The sequence below is a fragment of the Anaeromyxobacter oryzisoli genome, assembly GCF_022690765.1.
Classification (GTDB): Bacteria; Myxococcota; Myxococcia; order Myxococcales; family Anaeromyxobacteraceae; genus Anaeromyxobacter; species Anaeromyxobacter oryzisoli.
Genome location: NZ_JALCZA010000004.1, coordinates 62,374 through 78,721 on the forward strand (window position 1 = coordinate 62,374; position 16,348 = coordinate 78,721).

11 protein-coding genes and 1 riboswitch are annotated in these 16,348 nt (G+C 73.9%); of the genes, 5 read left to right on the forward strand and 6 right to left on the reverse strand.

Features of this window, described 5'->3' with window-relative positions; all coding sequences use genetic code 11:
* From ppsA to MNZ27_RS02270, 5 genes are all read right to left on the reverse strand, one after another.
* On the reverse strand, positions 1-2,472 hold a 2,472-nt coding region (gene ppsA, locus MNZ27_RS02250; RefSeq protein ID WP_242392396.1), incomplete at its 3' end, for a phosphoenolpyruvate synthase.
* Positions 2,473-2,704: 232 nt separating this feature from the next.
* Positions 2,705-3,319 (reverse strand): PqiC family protein, encoded by a 615-nt coding sequence (locus tag MNZ27_RS02255; protein ID WP_242392397.1) that lies wholly within the window; start codon positions 3,317-3,319, stop codon positions 2,705-2,707.
* Complete coding sequence (locus MNZ27_RS02260; RefSeq protein ID WP_242392398.1) at positions 3,316-4,272, reverse strand: MlaD family protein; 957 nt, start codon at positions 4,270-4,272, stop codon at positions 3,316-3,318. The genes MNZ27_RS02255 and MNZ27_RS02260 overlap by 4 nt, the downstream gene beginning before the upstream one ends.
* Before the next feature lie 10 nt (positions 4,273-4,282).
* Positions 4,283-5,035, reverse strand: a complete 753-nt coding sequence (locus tag MNZ27_RS02265; protein ID WP_242392399.1) for an ABC transporter ATP-binding protein — start codon at positions 5,033-5,035, stop codon at positions 4,283-4,285.
* Positions 5,036-5,037: 2 nt separating this feature from the next.
* Positions 5,038-6,207, reverse strand: a complete 1,170-nt coding sequence (locus tag MNZ27_RS02270) for an MlaE family ABC transporter permease (RefSeq protein WP_242392400.1) — start codon at positions 6,205-6,207, stop codon at positions 5,038-5,040.
* A gap of 229 nt (positions 6,208-6,436) precedes the next feature.
* Here MNZ27_RS02270 and MNZ27_RS02275 point away from each other — a divergent pair, with 229 nt between their 5' ends.
* A complete protein-coding gene (locus MNZ27_RS02275; RefSeq protein ID WP_242392401.1) occupies positions 6,437-7,729 on the forward strand; it encodes a DUF190 domain-containing protein in 1,293 nt (430 codons plus the stop codon).
* 106 nt (positions 7,730-7,835) lie between these two features.
* On the opposite strand, the gene MNZ27_RS02280 is transcribed toward MNZ27_RS02275, so the two are convergent.
* A complete protein-coding gene (locus MNZ27_RS02280; RefSeq protein WP_242392402.1) occupies positions 7,836-9,881 on the reverse strand; it encodes an APC family permease in 2,046 nt (681 codons plus the stop codon).
* A gap of 206 nt (positions 9,882-10,087) precedes the next feature.
* On the opposite strand from MNZ27_RS02280, the gene MNZ27_RS02285 reads away from it, so the two are divergent.
* The 4 genes from MNZ27_RS02285 to cobT all read left to right on the forward strand — a co-directional run bounded on the left by MNZ27_RS02285 (position 10,088) and on the right by cobT (position 16,339).
* Positions 10,088-12,811: a sensor histidine kinase gene (locus MNZ27_RS02285; protein ID WP_242392403.1), complete on the forward strand. Its 2,724-nt coding sequence runs from the start codon at positions 10,088-10,090 to the stop codon at positions 12,809-12,811.
* Positions 12,808-13,503 (forward strand): response regulator, encoded by a 696-nt coding sequence (locus tag MNZ27_RS02290; RefSeq protein ID WP_242392404.1) that lies wholly within the window; start codon positions 12,808-12,810, stop codon positions 13,501-13,503. The genes MNZ27_RS02285 and MNZ27_RS02290 overlap by 4 nt, the downstream gene beginning before the upstream one ends.
* Positions 13,504-13,626: 123 nt before the next feature.
* A complete protein-coding gene (locus MNZ27_RS02295; RefSeq protein WP_242392405.1) occupies positions 13,627-14,526 on the forward strand; it encodes a transposase in 900 nt (299 codons plus the stop codon).
* Positions 14,527-14,833: 307 nt separating this feature from the next.
* Positions 14,834-15,035, forward strand: a riboswitch (cobalamin riboswitch).
* Positions 15,036-15,280: 245 nt separating this feature from the next.
* A complete protein-coding gene (gene cobT / locus MNZ27_RS02300; RefSeq protein ID WP_242392406.1) occupies positions 15,281-16,339 on the forward strand; it encodes a nicotinate-nucleotide--dimethylbenzimidazole phosphoribosyltransferase in 1,059 nt (352 codons plus the stop codon).
* The last annotated feature ends 9 nt before the right edge of the window (positions 16,340-16,348 follow it).

Here is a 16,348-nt window from a genome sequence, read left to right on the forward strand (position 1 = left end):
CCGCGCGCGGCCGCCCCCCCGCGCCGGGGGGGGGGGGCCCCCCCCCGCCCCCCCCCCCGGGGCCCCCCCCCCCCCCCCCCCCCCCCGCCGCAGCGTGGTCTTCAGGACCGAGTCCGGGTTGAGGGAGATGGAGTCGATCCCCGCCCGCACCACGAACTCCGCGAACTCGGGGTAGTCGCTCGGCGCCTGGCCGCAGATCCCGCTGTGGCGCCCGTTCCTGCGGGCGCCCTCGATCACCCGCTGGACCATCCACTTCACGCCCGGGTCGCGCTCGTCGAACACGTGGGCGACGAGCGCCGAGTCGCGGTCCACGCCCAGCGTGAGCTGGGTGAGGTCGTTGGAGCCGATGGAGAAGCCGTCGAAGATCCGGCTGAACTCGTCGATGAGGACGGCGTTGTTCGGGATCTCCGCCATCACGTAGACGTGCAGCCCGTCCTCGCCCCGGCGCAGGCCGTTCTTCTCCATCTCGGCGAGCACCCGCTCGCCTTCGGTGACCGTGCGGCAGAACGGGATCATCGGGATCACGTTGGTGAGCCCCATCTCCTCCCGGACCCGCTTCAGCGCCCGGCACTCCAGCGCGAACCCCTCGCGGTAGCGCTCGTCGTAGTACCGGGAGGCGCCGCGGAACCCGATCATCGGGTTCTCCTCGGCCGGCTCGAAGGGCTTCCCGCCGACGAGCCGCGCGTACTCGTTCGTCTTGAAGTCCGAGAGCCGCACCACCACGGGCCTCGGGTAGAAGGCGGCCGCGATCGTGCCGATCCCCTCGGCGAGCTTGCGCACGAAGAACGACTGGCCGTCCGGGAAGCCGAAGGTCAGCTCCTCGATCCTCTTCCGGTCCTCCTCGTCCAGGCGCTCCGGGTGGACGAGCGCCATCGGGTGGATCTTGATGTCGTTGTTGACGATGAACTCCATCCGCGCGAGCCCTACCCCGTCGTTCGGGATCCGCCGGAGCGCGAAGGCCTCCTCGGGGTTGCCCAGGTTCATCATCACCTTCGTCCGCGGGCGGCCCAGGGTCCCGACCGGCACGCGCTCCACGTGGAAGGGCACCGCGCCGTCGTAGACCCGGCCGACCTCTCCCTCGGCGCAGCAGACGGTGATCGCCCGCCCGGTGGCGACCACCTCCGTCGCGTTCCCGGTCCCGACGATCGACGGGATCCCGAGCTCCCGGCTGACGATCGCGGCGTGGCAGGTCCGCCCGCCGCGGTTCGTGACGATCGCGCTCGCCCGCTTCATCACGGGCTCCCAGTCCGGCGTCGTGGTGTCGGCGACGAGGATCTCGCCCGGGCGGAACCCGGCGAGCCGGTGGACGTCGGTGATCACATGGGCGGTGCCGCTCCCGATCTTCTCGCCGACGCTCGTGCCGCGCGCCAGGAGCACCGGGGCGGTCGCGCCGCGGTCGAGGTGGTACACCTCGAGGGCCTCGACGCCGCGCTGCGACTCGACCGTCTCCGGCCGCGCCTGCACGATGAAGATCCGCCCGGAGAGGCCGTCCTTCGCCCACTCGATGTCCATCGGCTGGTCCCGGCCGGCCCGGCGCGAGTAGTGGCGCTCGATCGCGACGCCCGCGCGCGCGAGCTCGAGGAGGTCGTCGTCGTCGATGCAGAACCTCCGCCGATCGGCCTTGGGCACCTCGACGTTCCGGGTGATCACCTTGCTCGTGCCGCTGCCGTAGATGAGCTTGATCTTCTTCTCGCCGAGCTTGCGGCGGATGATCGGCCGGCGCCCCTCGCCCAGGGTCGGCTTGAACACGTAGAACTCGTCCGGGTTCACCGCCCCCTGCACCACGTTCTCCCCGAGCCCGTAGACCGCGTTCACGAGGACGACGTCGCGAAAGCCGGTCTCGGTGTCGAGCGTGAACATCACCCCGCTCGCGGCCAGGTCCGAGCGGACCATCTTCATCACGGCGATGGAGAGGGCGACGTCGAGCTGATCGAACCCGCGGTCCATCCGGTAGGAGATGGCGCGATCCGTGAACAGCGACGCGAAGCAGCGGTGGCACGCGTCCAGGAGCTGCGCGGTCCCGCGGATGTTCAGGTACGTCTCGTGCGCGCCCGCGAAGGAGACGCCCGGCAGATCCTCCGCGGTGGCGCTGCTGCGCACCGCGACGTCGGCGTTCTCGCCGTACTCGCGGCAGAGCCCCTCGTAGGCCTCGACGATCTCCCGCGCGAGCGCGTCGGGGAAGCGGGCCTGGTACACGAGCTCGCGCAGCAGGTGCCCCCTGCGCGCGAAGTCCTCGAGGTCGCTCCGGTCGAGGCCGGCGACCACCTCCCGCATCTTCGGGAGCACGCCGCCCGCGTCGATCAGCGCGCGGTAGGCGTCCGCGGTCACCGCGAAGCCGTTCGGGATCCGCAGCCCCTGCGGCGTGAGCTCCCGGTACAGCTCGCCGAGGGACGCCGTCTTCCCTCCGACCGTGGACACGTCGTCGAGGGTGATTTCACCGAACCACCGGATGAAGCGCGCAGGGCTCGCCATCGCACGACCCTCCTGTCGGCGCGATCCTCCTCCCTCGCCGGGCGCGCGGGATGCTCCGTTCGGATGGCCAAGGCGGGGTGGTACGTCGGGGCGCGCCAGGGGCCGGGCGGGACCGGCGCCCACCGCGCGCGCGGCCGGGGGCCCCGAGCGCTCCTCGCCGATCCTCGGCCGCGTCGCCGCCTCGTGGAGGCGCCGGGCGCCGGCCTTCTCCACGGTCCGTGTGTGCGAGCCGTCAGGGACCGGGCGCGGCGGGGCGCGCTCCCTCCAGGCCCCCGTGCACCGCCGCCGCGATGTCCTGCGCCAGCGCCCCGATCGTCCTGCCGAGCGCGGCGACCGTGGCGCCGACGGCCGGGGTCGATCCGCGCACGCGCGCGTTCGTGACCCCCTGGTGAGCGAGCGCGCCCCTCCTCCGCACGCTCCACCGCGCCTCGAGGACCGCGGTCCCGTCCGACTCGCCGTCGAACCGCAGCACCTCGACCGACACCGACCACTCCGGCGCGTCCTCCACGGCCCAGGGCCACGCCGACACCTGGCGCGCGGGCACCGCCGCGCGCAGGTCCTCCTCGAGCACGCTCGCGAAGAGGTCGTCGAGCGGCGCAGCCCAGCGGTCGCCGCCCGCCACCTCGAGCCGCCCCGGCCCGGCGCGCCGCACGATCTCGCGCCGGTCGAGGTACGCCGGGAGCTCCACCGGGCCGACCCCGAGCGACGGGATCGGCGGCCGGGCGGGGTTCGACGAGGTCGGCTCGGCCTCGAGGATGTAGTAGCGGGTCCGCTCGGGCCGCGGCCCGAGCGTGAGGCAACCGGCGGCGAGCGCGAGCGGCACCGCGAGGGCGGGCGCCGGCCTCATCGCCCTTCCCCCGCGCGGCCGCGGAGGAGCGCGCTCGGGTCGCGATCCAGCTCCTCCGCGAGGTGGCGCACGGTGCGGCTGGTGCTCTGGAGCTCGCCGAGCGTCCTCGTGAGCTGCCACGCCAGCGGCGAGCCGGGATCGACGAGCTCGTCCACGTGCCGGATGGCGGCCTCCGCCCGCGCGAGGGTCGAGCGGAGCTGGACGACGGCCGCGCGCGTGTCCGCGGCGAGCGGGGCCACGCCGGCCTGGATCCCGCGCGCCGCGCTCCCCACCGACGCGATGGCCGCCTCCGCCTCGCGGAGCGTCCTCGGCAGCCCGGCGGCGGCGGCCCCGACGCCGTTGGCGGTCCGCTCGAGCGAGCTCGCCGCGCGGCGCAGGTCGGCGACGAGCCCCTCGAGATCCAGCGCCTGGAGCTTCGTGAGGAGCTTCGCGACGTCCGTCTGGACCGCCGTCCAGCCGGGCTCCGAGTACACCGGGATCTCCGGATATGGAATGGGGATGGGCGACGGCCGCGCCGGCGGCGCCGACGGGATGATGTCGAGGGCCACGTAGCGGCGGTTCGAGAGGAAGCTCTCGAGGGCGATGTGCGCGCGGAGGCCGTGGTCGATCAGCGTCCGCACCGCCCGCCGATCCGAGAGGTCCACCTCGCCGCCCATCTCCCGGATCTGCGTCTGGTTGAGCTCGATCACGACCGGCATGCGCAGCTCGCGGAGGGGCTCCGTCGCCGGCCCCATCGAGAGGTGGATGCTCGTCACCCGCCCGACGGGGACGCCGCGGAACTTCACGGGGGCGTCCACGTCCAGCCCCGCGAGGTCCTCGGAGAAGAGCACCACGAACGGGACGCGGTGCTGGAGGAAGCGGGTCGCGCCGAGGTAGACCGCCGCCGTGACGCCGAGCGCGGCGGCCGCGATCACGAACGCCCCGACCGTCTTCGGATCGAACCGCCGAGGCATGGGCCCTCCTTCACGGACCGGGGACGCTCCCCTCGAAGAACGCGCGGACCTGCGCCGGACCGCGCGCGCGCAGCTCCGACGGCGCTCCCTCCGCGGTGGCGCGCTGGCTCTCCGCGTCGAGGAACAGCGCGCGCGTCCCGATCCCGACGATCGTCGCCACGTCGTGGGTGACGACGACCGCGGTCGTGCCGAGCGCGTCGCGGAGCTGCAGGATCAGCGCGTCGAGCCGCCGGGCGGTCGGCGGATCGAGGCTCGCCGAGGGCTCGTCGATGAAGAGGAGCTCCGGGTCGAGGGAGATGGCGCGGGCGAGCCCGGCGCGCTTCTGCATCCCCCCCGACAGCTCCCACGGGAAGTAGTCCTCGAAGCCGCCCAGGCCGACGAGCGAGAGCTTGAGCCGCACCACGGCCCGGACGCTCGACGCCGGGAGCGGGGTGAACTGCTCGAGCGGCAGCGCGACGTTCTCGGCGAGCGTCATCGACGTCCAGAGGGCGCTCCCCTGGAACAGCACGCCGACGCGGCGGAGGATGCGCTCGCGCTCCTGCGGGGACGCGCCCGTGAAGCGCTCGTCGCCGTAACGGACCTCGCCGGAGATCGGCTCCTGCAGGCCCAGGAGGTGGCGGAGCAGGGTCGTCTTCCCGCAGCCGCTCGGGCCCATCACGACGAACACCTCGCCGCGACGGACCGCGAAGTCGAGATCCCGGATGATCACGCGGTCGCCGAACCCCATCGTGAGCCCGCGCACGCTGATGACGTCGTCCCCCACGTTCACCACCCGAGCAGGAAGAACACGTACTGGTAGACGCCGCACGCGGCGATGATCGCGACGATGGCCGTCACCACCGCCTGCGTCGCCGCGTCGCCGACGCGGGCGGCGCTGCCCTCGGCCTGCATGCCCCGGAGCGTGGCCGTGAGCGCGATGAGGAGCCCGTAGGTCGCCCCCTTGACGAGCCCGCCGACGAGGTCCCCCGCGGTGACGGCGAGCGCCGTCCGCCGCATGTACCCGCTCAACGGTTGCTGCAGCATCGTCGTGGCGACGACCGCCCCCCCGAGGACGCCGGTCGCGTCGGCGAAGAGCGTCAGGAACGGCGTCATCGCCGTGAGGGCGAGGATGCGGGGGACCACCAGGAACTCCACGGGCGGGAAGCCGAACGTCCGGAGCGCGTCGATCTCCTGGGTGATCTTCATCGAGGCGATCTGGGCCGCGAACGCGCCGCCGCTCCGCCCGGACAGCGTGATCCCGGTGATGAGGGCGCCCATGTCGCGGACGATGGCGATCCCGACGATGTCGGCGACGAAGGCCTCGGCGCCGAAGAACCGGAGCTGCGTGATCCCTACGAAGGCGAGGATGATCCCGACGAGGAAGTTCACGAGCGCGACGATCGGGAGCGCCCCGGCGCCGGACTGCTGCACGAGGAGCCACAGGTCCTGGGACCGGAAGCGGGCGCGGCGCCCTCCGAACCGCCCGAGCGCGAGCGCGGTCTCGCCGATGAACGCGACCGCCGCTCGCAGGCGCGCGTACCGCTCCAGGACCGCCACGCCCGTCCGCTCGAGGACGCCCGGCCTCGGCGCCGCCCGCTCCACGGCGACGGGGGCCTCCTGCGCGACGGCGAGGAGCCGTCCGACCTCGGGGGGGAGGCCGCGCGCGTCCACCGGGACGCCGCGGGCGCGACACCGGTCGAGGACGCCGCCGACGAACACCACGAGGGCGCTGTCCCACGCGCCGAGGCCGGCATCCTCGATCGTGACGCGCGGGGCGCGCGTGCGGTCCAGCTCGCGCTCGACCTCGTCCACGCGCGGCAGGCGTTCCGCGAGCCGCCAGCCCCCGCCCAGCCGGACGCGCAGCGAGGCGTCGTCCGCGCGGCGCAGCTCGACCGTGGCTCCCGGTGACGCGGTCACCGGGCGGCGGCCGGCGATCCTGCGGAAGGCCTCGCGCACCCTGGAGGTCATCGTAGCCACGCGCCGACGCGGCGTTCGCGACCACGCGGGTGGCGTCCGCGGGAGGCCCCGCGGGGACGGGCTACGCCCCCTGGCCGCGGCGCGTGCGCGCTCGCCGGCGAGGACCGGCCCCGACCGCGCACGCGGTACCTGCCAGGGATGCGATCCGCGAGGCGCCCCCGGGCGAGGGGGCCTATGGATCGCGAGGAGGACCGCGAGGAGGACCGCCATGGAGCTCCTGGGGAAGGCGAAGCGCGTCCGGATCTACGTGAACGAGGACGACCGCGCTCACGGCAAGCCGCTCCACCTCGCGATCGTGGAGCTCCTCCGGGCCGAGAACGCGGCGGGCGCGACGGTCCTCAAGGCCGTCGAGGGCTTCGGGGCCACCGGCCGCCTCCACGTCAGCACGCTCGCCGACGTCCCGTGGCGGCTCCCCGTGATCGTCGAGTGGATCGACCGCCCCGAGCAGGTGGAGCGGCTCGTGCCGCGCCTCCGCGAGCTCGTCCGCCACGGCCTGATCACGGTGGACGACACGGACGTGCTCCTGTTCGAGCCGCGCCCGGTCCGGGATCTCGCCCCCTCGGCCGCGGTCCGGGACGTGATGAGCCGCGCGGTGGTCTCGGCGAGCCCCTCGACGCCGGTGCGCGAGGTCGTGGAGCTCATGCTCGCGAAGACCTATCGGGCCGTGCCGGTGGTCGAGGACGGCCGGCCCGTCGGCATCGTCACGAACGGCGACCTCGTCCAGCGCGGCGGCCTCGGCGTCCGGGTCGATCTGCTCGCGAGCCTGGACGAGCCCGAGCTGCACGCGCTCCTCGAGCGCCTCTCGAGCCAGCACCAGCGGGCCGCGGACGTGATGACCTCGCCCCCGATCACCGTCGAGGAGTCCGCTCCCCTCACCGCGGCCGCCGAGCTGATGGTGCGCCGTCGCCTGAAGCGGCTCCCGGTCGTGGACGCTCGCGGAGCGCTGGTCGGGATCGTGAGCCGGGTGGATCTCCTCCGGACCGCCGGCGGCGGCTACGAGCCGAAGGAGCCGTCGGCGCCCGAGCCGGGGCTGAGCGGGAACCAGCCGCTCTCGCGGGTGATGCGCCGGGACCTCCCGATCCTCCAGCCGGAGTCCTCGCTGTTCGAGGTCTTCCAGGCGGTGATCTCCACCCGGCTCAACCGCGCCCTGGTGGTCGACGCGGACCGGAGGCCGATCGGGCTCGTCACGGACGCCGAGCTGCTCGAGCGCGTGACGCCGGCCCTCCGCCCGGGAGCGATCCGGTCGCTCATGCACCGGATGCCGTTCGGCCGCGGGAAGGGCGAGGAGTCCGTCGCGGCGCACACGCGCGGGCACACCGCCGCGGACGTGATGACCCGCGCCGTCCCGACGGTCCACGAGGACGCGCTGCTCTCCGAGGCGATCGGGATCATGCTCCGCGGGGAGGCCAAGGTCCTCGCCGTCACCGACGCGGAGGGGCACCTCGTCGGCGTGGTCGATCGCGCCGACCTCCTCCACGGGCTGCTCCCGCAGGGCGCGTAGGGCGAGGAGGTCCCGCGGCCGCGGGCTCCGCGCACCGACGGCCTCGCGCCGACGGCCTCGGCCCCGGTGACGGCGGGAGCTCGAGGCGACGGCACCGCGCCGCCCGTCACGAGGCGGCGGCGAGGACCCGCACGGGCAGCACCATCGCGTTGAGGCCGCCGAGCTGGAGCCTGCGCTGGAGCTGGTACGCGGTCTCGTTGTGGAGCAGGCGCTGGTACCAGCGCTCCTGCTGGAAGACGAGCTTCCCCGCGAACACCACCGTCCGCGGGAACTCCTGGGCCACCTCGAAGCACAGCTTCTCGGCGACGCTGACGGCCTCGGTCCCGATCTCCATCCGGTAGTCCGCCGCGAGCTTCAGCCGGTGCGCGAGCGCGACGTACTGCTCGAGCCCCTGCTGCGTGCGGAGCCGGACGCGATCCACCTCCTCGACCCCCTTCATCGACGCCGCGTCGATGACGCCCACCGAGACGAAGACGAAGTTCTTGAAGTGGCCGGGGAAGGTGCGCTGGACGTTGAGCAGCGCGTGGATCCCGAGGCCGCCGTAGCCGCCGACCAGCAGGACCGCGGTCGGGGCCTTCGGGTCGACGACGGGGTGCGGCCCCGGCGGATGGGGCGGCAGCGCCTCGAGGATGTCGTCGAGGCGCTTCAGGTTCGCCTGGACGTTCCGGTAGTGGCGCCGGATGGCGAAGCACAGCCCTATGACGAGGCTCGTGACGGCGATGGTGATCCAGCCGCCCTGCTCCCCCTTCTCGTAGACGGTGCCCACGAGGATCGCGAGGCAGAGCGCGAACGCGACGCCGTGGATCGCGAGCCCGCGTCCGCGCCCCGGCGCCCGGGTCCGCTGCCAGTACCGGAGCATGGCGAGCTGCGACAGCGAGAAGGTGACGAAGACGTTGATCGAGTACATCGTGACGAGGTGGAGGATGTCGCCCCGCGTCCAGAGCAGGGTCGCGAGGGACGCGCCGCCCATGAGGAGCACCCCGTCCTGGATCGTGAGCCGCTCGGAGAGCTGGCCGAAGCGGTGCGGCAGCCAGGAGTCGTGCGCCATGTTGGCCATCACCCGCGGCCCGTCGATGAACCCCGCCTGCGCCGCGACCACGAGCAGCGCCGCCTCCGCGAGCAGCGTCACGACGACGAAGCCGCGGCCGATGGGGACGCCCCCGAGCCGCCAGCCGCCCGCGAACCGCTCGAGCAGCACGGCGTTCATCGTCTTCCCCTCCTCGGGCGCGGCGCGGAAGAGGAGGTAGCAGACGAGGATCCCGGCCGCGGTGAAGGCGAGCGAGACCGCCATGTACGTCATGGTCTTCTTCGCGGTGTGGACCTTCGGCTCCCGCATGATCTGGATGCCGTTCGAGACCGCCTCGATGCCGGTGTAGGTCCCGGCGCCCATCGAGTACGCCCGGACGAACACCGAGAAGAGCCCGAGCGCGCCGAGCTCCGCGAGCCCTGAACGAAAGCCGTGTCCGACGTCCGCCGCGACCCGCGGCACGTCCGGCAGGTGCACGCCGATCCCGCCGACGATCAGCACGAGGTGGGTGAGCAGGAACAGGCCGAAGATCGGGGCGAGGATCGTCACCGACTCCTTCACGCCCCGCAGGTTCAGGAGGACGAGGAGCCCGATCGCGACGCCCTCGGCCGGCAGCTTCCAGGCCTCGAGCCCCGCCGGCAGGAAGCTGAAGATGGCGTCGCCGCTCGAGGCGACCGACACGGAGATGGTGAGGACGTAGTCGACGAGGAGCGACGCCCCCGACACCACGCCCACCCGCGGCCCGAGCAGCTCCGTGGCCACGACGTACCCGCCGCCGCCGAACGGGAACCGGTTGATGATCTGCGAGTAGGCGATCGAGATGACGAGGACGGTCACCGCCGTCGCGAGCGCGAGGGCCACCGCGAGGTAGCCGTGCGTCCCGAGCGCGCGGAACGCCTCGTCGGGGCCGTAAGCGGACGAGGACAGGCCGTCGGCGCCGAGCCCGACCCAGGCCAGGAGCGCGACGAGCGAGATGCTGTGGTGCGTCCGCGGGTCCTGGACGTCGCGCGGCGCGCCGAGGAGGAGCGTGCGGAGCCGGGCCAGGGGTTGCCGGGGCGGCCACGCGGGGGAGGGTTCGGAGCGCTCCTGCGGTGAAGGGCGGGGGCGCGGGGTGCCTGCCTGCATGGCGGCAGCTTGCCCGTCCCCCCGTCAGGACGGGATCAAGACCTGCGCCCCCGGTATCAAGGCGGTATCAAGACGCCGTACGGTGCCCTCGAGCGACCGCCGCGCCGCAGGTCGCGGGCCCCCTCGCGCTCGACGTCGCGCTTGACGGCTCGGCGCGGCGCGGCGTTGATCCGCGGGGAATCGCACGCAGCCCGAGGTCCCCACCCGTGACGCCTCCGACCGACCGCCCGAGCCCCGAAGCGTTCCTCGCGAGGGTGACCGCCGAGGAGGCGAAGGCGCAGCGCGCGCGGTTCAAGGTGTTCTTCGGCTTCGCGCCGGGCGTCGGGAAGACCTACCGCATGCTGCAGGTGGCGCGCGACCTCGTCGCCGAGGGCGTGGACGTCGTGATCGGGGCGGTCGAGACGCACGGTCGCTACGACACCGCCGGCCTGGCGCTGGGGCTCGAGGTGCTGCCGCGGCGCGCCCTCCCCTACCGCGGCCGCGTGCTCGAGGAGTTCGACCTGGACGCGGCGCTCGCGCGGCGCCCGAAGATCCTGCTCCTCGACGAGCTCGCCCACGGCAACGCTCCCGGCTCGCGCCACGCGAAGCGCTGGCAGGACGTCGTCGAGCTCCTGTCGGCGGGCATCGAGGTCTACACCACCCTCAACGTGCAGCACGTCGAGAGCCTCAACGACGTGGTCGCCCAGATCACGCACGTGCAGGTCCGCGAGACGATCCCGGACTCGGTGCTCGAGCGCGCCGACGAGATCGAGCTCGTGGACGTGGCGCCGGAGGAGCTGCTCCAGCGGCTGCGCGAGGGGAAGGTGTACCTCCCGGAGCAGGCCGCGCTCGCCCGCGAGCACTTCTTCAAGCGCGGGAACCTGCTCGCCCTCCGCGAGCTCGCGCTCCGCAGGATGGCCGAGCGGGTGGACGAGGACGTGCTCGCCTTCCGGGAGGCGCACGGCGTGGACCGCGCCTGGGCCACCGCCGAGCGGGTCCTCGTCTGCGTCGGGCCCGCGCCCGACTCGGCCCGCATCGTGCGGGCGGGCCGACGGATGGCGGCGGGGCTCCGGGCCCCGTGGTTCGCCGTCGCCGTCGAGGTCACGAGCCAGCCCCCCCTCGCCGAGGACGACCGCGACCGCCTCGAGGCGCACCTCCGGCTCGCGGAGTCGCTCGGGGCCGACGTGGTGCGGCTCTCCGGCCTGCGCGTCGCCGACGCGGTGCTGGAGTTCGCGCGACGCAAGAACGTCACCCGCATCGTGCTGGGCAAGCCGCGCCACCCGCGCTGGCGCGACCTCGTCCGCGGGTCGCTCGTGGACGAGATCATCCGCGGCAGCGGCGACATCGAGGTGCACGTCCTCTCGGGCTCGGCCGAGGAGCCTCCCCCGCGCGCCGCGCCCGCGCGCCCGGGGGAGCGGGCGCCCGCGCGCGCGTACGCCCGGGCGACGGCGATCATCGCGGCCACGACCGGGCTCGCGCAGGCCGCGCGCGCGCTCTTCCACGTCCCGGACGTCGAGATGCTGTTCCTGCTCGGCGTCATGGTCGCCGCGCTGACGACCGGGGACCGGCGCGCGTCCGTGCTCGCGGCGGCCCTCGCGGTCGTCTGCTACGACTTCTTCTTCGTCCCGCCGGCGTACACGCTCGGCGTCTCGGACGCGCGCTACCTCCTCACCTTCGCGATGATGCTCGGGATCGGCGTCGTCATCGGGACGCTCACGCTCAGGCTGCGCGAGCAGCAGCGCGCCGCCGTCGCCCGGGAGCGGAGGACGAGCGCGGTGTACGCCCTCAGCCGCGAGCTGGCGGCGGCCGTGGACGCCCCCGGGGTCGGGGCCGCCTGCGTCCGCGCGGTGGCGGAGGCGTTCGACTGCGAGGTCGCCTTGCTGCTCCCGAAGGACCGGGAGACGCTGGAGCCGATCGCCGCGGCCCCTCCCGGCCTGTCGCTCGGGGCGGGCGAGCAGGCCGTCGCGCAGTGGGTGCTCGAGCACGGGCGCCCGGCCGGGCGCGGCACCGACACGCTCCCCGCGGAGCCGATCTTCTGCCTGCCGCTCCGCACCTTCGGCGACGTGCTCGCGGTCCTCGCCCTGCGGCCTCCCGGGGAGCGCCGGCTCACCGGCGAGCAGCGCGACGTGCTCGAGTCCCTGGGCCGGCACGCCGCCGTCGCGCTCGACCGCGTCCGCCTCGCCGAGGAGGCGCGCCGCGCCGCGCTGCGGGCCAAGGCGGAGGAGCTCCGCAGCGCGCTCCTCTCCTCGGTCTCGCACGATCTCCGGACGCCGCTCGCCGCGATCACCGGCGCGGGGACGCTGCTCCTCGACGAGGGCGTCGCGGAGCCTGCGCTGCGCCGGGAGCTGGCCACCACCGTGGTGGAGGAGGCGGAGCGGCTCGAGCGCCTGGTCTCGAACCTCCTCGACATGACGCGGCTGGAGTCGGGGGTGGTCGAGCCGAAGCGCGAGTGGGTGCCGCTGGTGGAGGTCGTGGGCGCCGCGATGAACCGGCTCGACCGCGCGCTGGTCGGCCGCCCCGTCGCCATCGCCATCCCGGACGACCTCCCCCTCCTCTCGATCGACCCGATCCTGATCCAGCAGCTCCTGGTGAACCTCCTCGAGAACGCGACCAAGTACACGCCGCCCGGCTCGGAGATCTCGGTCCGCGCAGCCCGGGAGGGCGGGACGCTCGTGGTGGACGTCGCGGATCGCGGGCCGGGCATCCCGCCCGGCGAGGAGGAGCGGGTGTTCGAGCGGTTCCACCGCGCAGCCCGGACGGGCGTCGGCGGCGTCGGGCTGGGGCTCTCGATCGCGCGCGCCATCGCGCAGGCGCACGGCGGTCGGCTCACCGCGGCGAACCGCCCCGAGGGCGGAGCGGTGTTCAGGCTCACGCTCCCGATCGCGACGCCTCCCCAGGCGTCGAAGGAGCCCGCCGCGGAGCCTCCCTCCGCGCGCGAGGTCGGCACGTGACCGGCGCCGGCCCCCTCGTGCTCGTCGTCGAGGACGAGCTGCCGGTGCGGCGCTTCCTCCGCGCCGCGCTCGCGGGCCATGGGTACCGGGTGGTCGAGGCGGGCACGGTCGCCGACGCGGAGCACCTCGCGCCGAGCCACAACCCGGACGTCTACCTCCTCGATCTCGGGCTGCCGGACGGCGACGGCATCGATCTCACGCGCCGCCTGCGCGAGTGGTCCCGCGCGCCGATCATCGTCCTGTCCGCGCGCGGCCGGGAGGAGGACAAGGTGAACGCGCTCGACGCGGGCGCGGACGACTACCTGACGAAGCCGTTCGGCGTGAACGAGCTCCTCGCGCGGCTCCGCGTCGCGCTCCGCCACGCGCAGGCCTCGCCGGAGCAGCCCCCGGTCTTCGAGGCCGGCCCGCTCCGGATCGACCTCGCGCGCCGGGAGGTCACGGTGAACGGCGCCGAGGTGCGCCTCACGCCCACGGAGTACCGCGTCCTCGCGCTCCTCGCCCGCCACGCCGGGAAGGTGCTCACGCACCGCCAGATCCTCCGCGAGGTGTGGGGCCCGAACGCGACCGAGGCGCACTACGTGCGCGTCCAGGTCGCCGAGCTCCGGAAGAAGATCGAGGCCGACGCCGCGCGACCCCGGCTCCTCGTCACCGAGCCCGGCGTCGGCTACCGGCTCCGCGACCGGCTCGACTGATCCCGACCCGACCGAGAGAAGTTTCCGCGGACCACCCGTCCGCCGCGCGGACGGTCGACGCTGGCCTTGTCCCGCAGTTCCGGCCCCGCATCCCTGGCACACCCGTTGCCTTGCGCCTCGGGCATGACCGCGCCCAGGCAACTCCTCGAGGGCACCACCTATCTCGTCACGCGTCGCTGCTCGGAACGCCGCTTCTTCCTCCGGCCATCGAGGAATACCGACGACATCTTCCGGTACGTCCTCGCACTCGCTGCGAACCGGTACGAGATCCAGGTGCACGCGTTCTGCGTGCTCTCGACCCACTTCCACCTCGTCGTGACCGACCCGCACGCCCGGCTCCCCGAGTTCCACCGCTACCTCGACGGCCTGGTCGCCCGGGCGATGAACTGCTCCCTTGGCCGGTGGGACGGCTTCTGGGAGCGAGACACCTACAGCGCCGTCCGGCTCGAGACCGACGACACGGTGATCGAGAAGATGGTCTACGTCCTCGCGAACCCCGTCGCCGCCGGCCTCGTCCGACGCGGCCGGGAGTGGCCAGGGCTCTGGTCCGACCCGGCCCTGATCGGCGGAGAGCCCATCATCGCGAAGAAGCCCGCGGGGTTCTTCCGCAAGATGGGCCGCATGCCGGCCTCGGTGAGCCTGCAGCTTCACAGGCCTCCGGGGTTCGAGTCGGACGCCGCCTTCCCCGAGCGGCTGGGCAAGGAACTGCGCGACGCCGAGGACCGCGCCGCGGCGGTGCTCGCGGGTGAAGGCCGCTCCTTCCTCGGCGCAGCCCGCGTCCTCGCCCAGAAGCCCTACGCGCGCCCCGCTCCCGGCGAGCCGCGGCGGAGGCTCAATCCTCGCGTCGCGTGCAGGAACAGGTGGAAGCGGATCGAGGCGCTCCAGCGGCTCAAGGAGTTCGGATGGGCCTACCGGAAGGCGCTCGAGTCGTGGAGGGCGGGCGTGCGCGACATCCTCTTTCCCCCCGGCACGTGGCTCATGCGCGTCCAGCATGCCGCACTGTGCGGCGAAGCATGCGGATAGCCGCACCCTCTGAGTCAACCAATCAGTCAACCAAGGCAAGACCGAACGGGTCTCCCGATGAGACGCCGTGGGCTCGCTCACGCCACCACACCAGCATTCTGCGTCGTGGATGGTCCTCGGCGTCTCGCTCTGCCCGTCGTTGCTATCCACGGCATCTTCGCGGGGATTCTTGCCTCACCACTCCGATCTCGAAGGCCGCTCCTACTCGTCGTCGCTCGATCCCTCTTTCCCTTCGCCGCAACGACTCTCGGTCGGGTCGCAGAGCGCCTTGCTTGACAGCCAGCCGAACGGCGGGCTAACAGCGAGCGACAACAGAAGCGCTTCGGGTGCCCGCGAGGGCATAACAGGGAAGCCGGTGAGAAGCCGGCGCGGTCCCGCCACTGTAAGTGGGAAGCGACCTCGAACAGCCACTCGGCGATCCCGCCGGGGAAGGCCGAGGACGCGCGCGGAGGTCCGACGGACCTCCCGAACCCACGAGCCAGGAGACCTACCCGGAGGAGGAGCTCCGCATGCCACCGGCCTGCGGCCTTCCGGGCGCGGAGATCGCCCGGCGGGCTCTCGACAGCATCCCGCTCGCGCGCCGCTCGCGGCCGCGCTCACCCTCCCAGGCGCGCGCCGGACGCACGCCCGGGTGTCGCCGCTCCGTCACGTGCCGATCTCGACGCTCGCGAGGCGCCTTGGCCTCCTCTCGCGGTCCCTCGCGAGGCGAGGCGGCGACGCGCAGCACCCACCCACACGCCAGGAACCGAACGCCATGAGCCTCCTCCAGAGCACGATCGCCGCCATCCCCGCCCCCGATCTCGCCGCGGCCCGCGAGGCGCAGGCCCGGCTCGATCACAAGACGAAGCCTCCCCGCAGCCTGGGCCGGCTCGAGGACCTCGCCTGCGCGCTCGCCGCCGTCCGCGGCACCGCGGAGCTCGAGCTCCCGCGCAAGGCGGTCGTGATCATGGCCGGCGACCACGGCGTCGCCGAGGAGGGGGTGAGCGCCTTCCCGCAGGAGGTGACCGCGCAGATGGTGCTCAACTTCGCGGGGGGCGGCGCCGCCATCAACGTGCTCGCGCGCCACGCCGGCGCCGAGGTGCTGGTGGTGGACATGGGGGTGAAGGCGCCCCTCCCGGCCAGCCCCGCCATCCGCTCGGTCCGGGTGGCGCCCGGGACGGCGAACATCGCGAAGGGGCCGGCGATGACCCGCGCCCAGGCGACCACCGCCCTGGAGGCCGGCATCGGGGTCGCGAACGAGCTCGCCGACCGCGGCGTGACGCTCCTCGCGATCGGCGAGATGGGGATCGCCAACACCACGCCGGCGAGCGCCCTCGCCGCCGCCTTCACCGGCCGGCCGCCCGCCGAGGTGACGGGGCGCGGCACCGGCATCGGCGACGAGGCGCACAGGCGGAAGATCGAGGTGATCGCCCGCGCCCTGGAGGTGAACCGGCCCGATCCCGCCGACCCGCTGGGCGTGCTCGCCGCGCTCGGCGGCTACGAGATCGCCGGGCTCGCCGGCGTGGTGCTCGGGGCCGCCGCCCGGCGCGTGCCGGTGCTCACCGACGGCCTCATCGCCACCGCCGCCGCCCTCTGCGCCGTCCGGATCGCCCCGCGCGCCGGCTTCGCCGTGCTCGCCTCGCACCGGTCCGTCGAGGCGGGGCACCAGCACCTGCTCGCCGCCCTCGGGAAGAAGCCGCTGTTCGACTTCGATCTCCGCCTCGGCGAGGGCACCGGCGCCACGCTCGCGATGCACTTCGTGGACGCCGCGGTGCGGGTCCTGCGGGAGATGGCCACCTTCGCCTCGGCCGGCGTGAGCGGCAGGGCGACCTAGGCGCGCCGG

Excerpts from the sequence above, each read along its gene's own strand:
- MNZ27_RS02280 (WP_242392402.1), bottom strand. The coding sequence starts at position 9,881 with ATGCAGGCAGGCACCCCGCGCCCCCGCCCTTCACCGCAGGAGCGCTCC.
- MNZ27_RS02255 (WP_242392397.1), bottom strand. The coding sequence starts at position 3,319 with ATGAGGCCGGCGCCCGCCCTCGCGGTGCCGCTCGCGCTCGCCGCCGGT.
- MNZ27_RS02260 (WP_242392398.1), bottom strand. The coding sequence starts at position 4,272 with ATGCCTCGGCGGTTCGATCCGAAGACGGTCGGGGCGTTCGTGATCGCG.
- MNZ27_RS02295 (WP_242392405.1), top strand. The coding sequence starts at position 13,627 with ATGACCGCGCCCAGGCAACTCCTCGAGGGCACCACCTATCTCGTCACG.
- MNZ27_RS02275 (WP_242392401.1), top strand. The coding sequence starts at position 6,437 with ATGGAGCTCCTGGGGAAGGCGAAGCGCGTCCGGATCTACGTGAACGAG.
- cobT (WP_242392406.1), top strand. The coding sequence starts at position 15,281 with ATGAGCCTCCTCCAGAGCACGATCGCCGCCATCCCCGCCCCCGATCTC.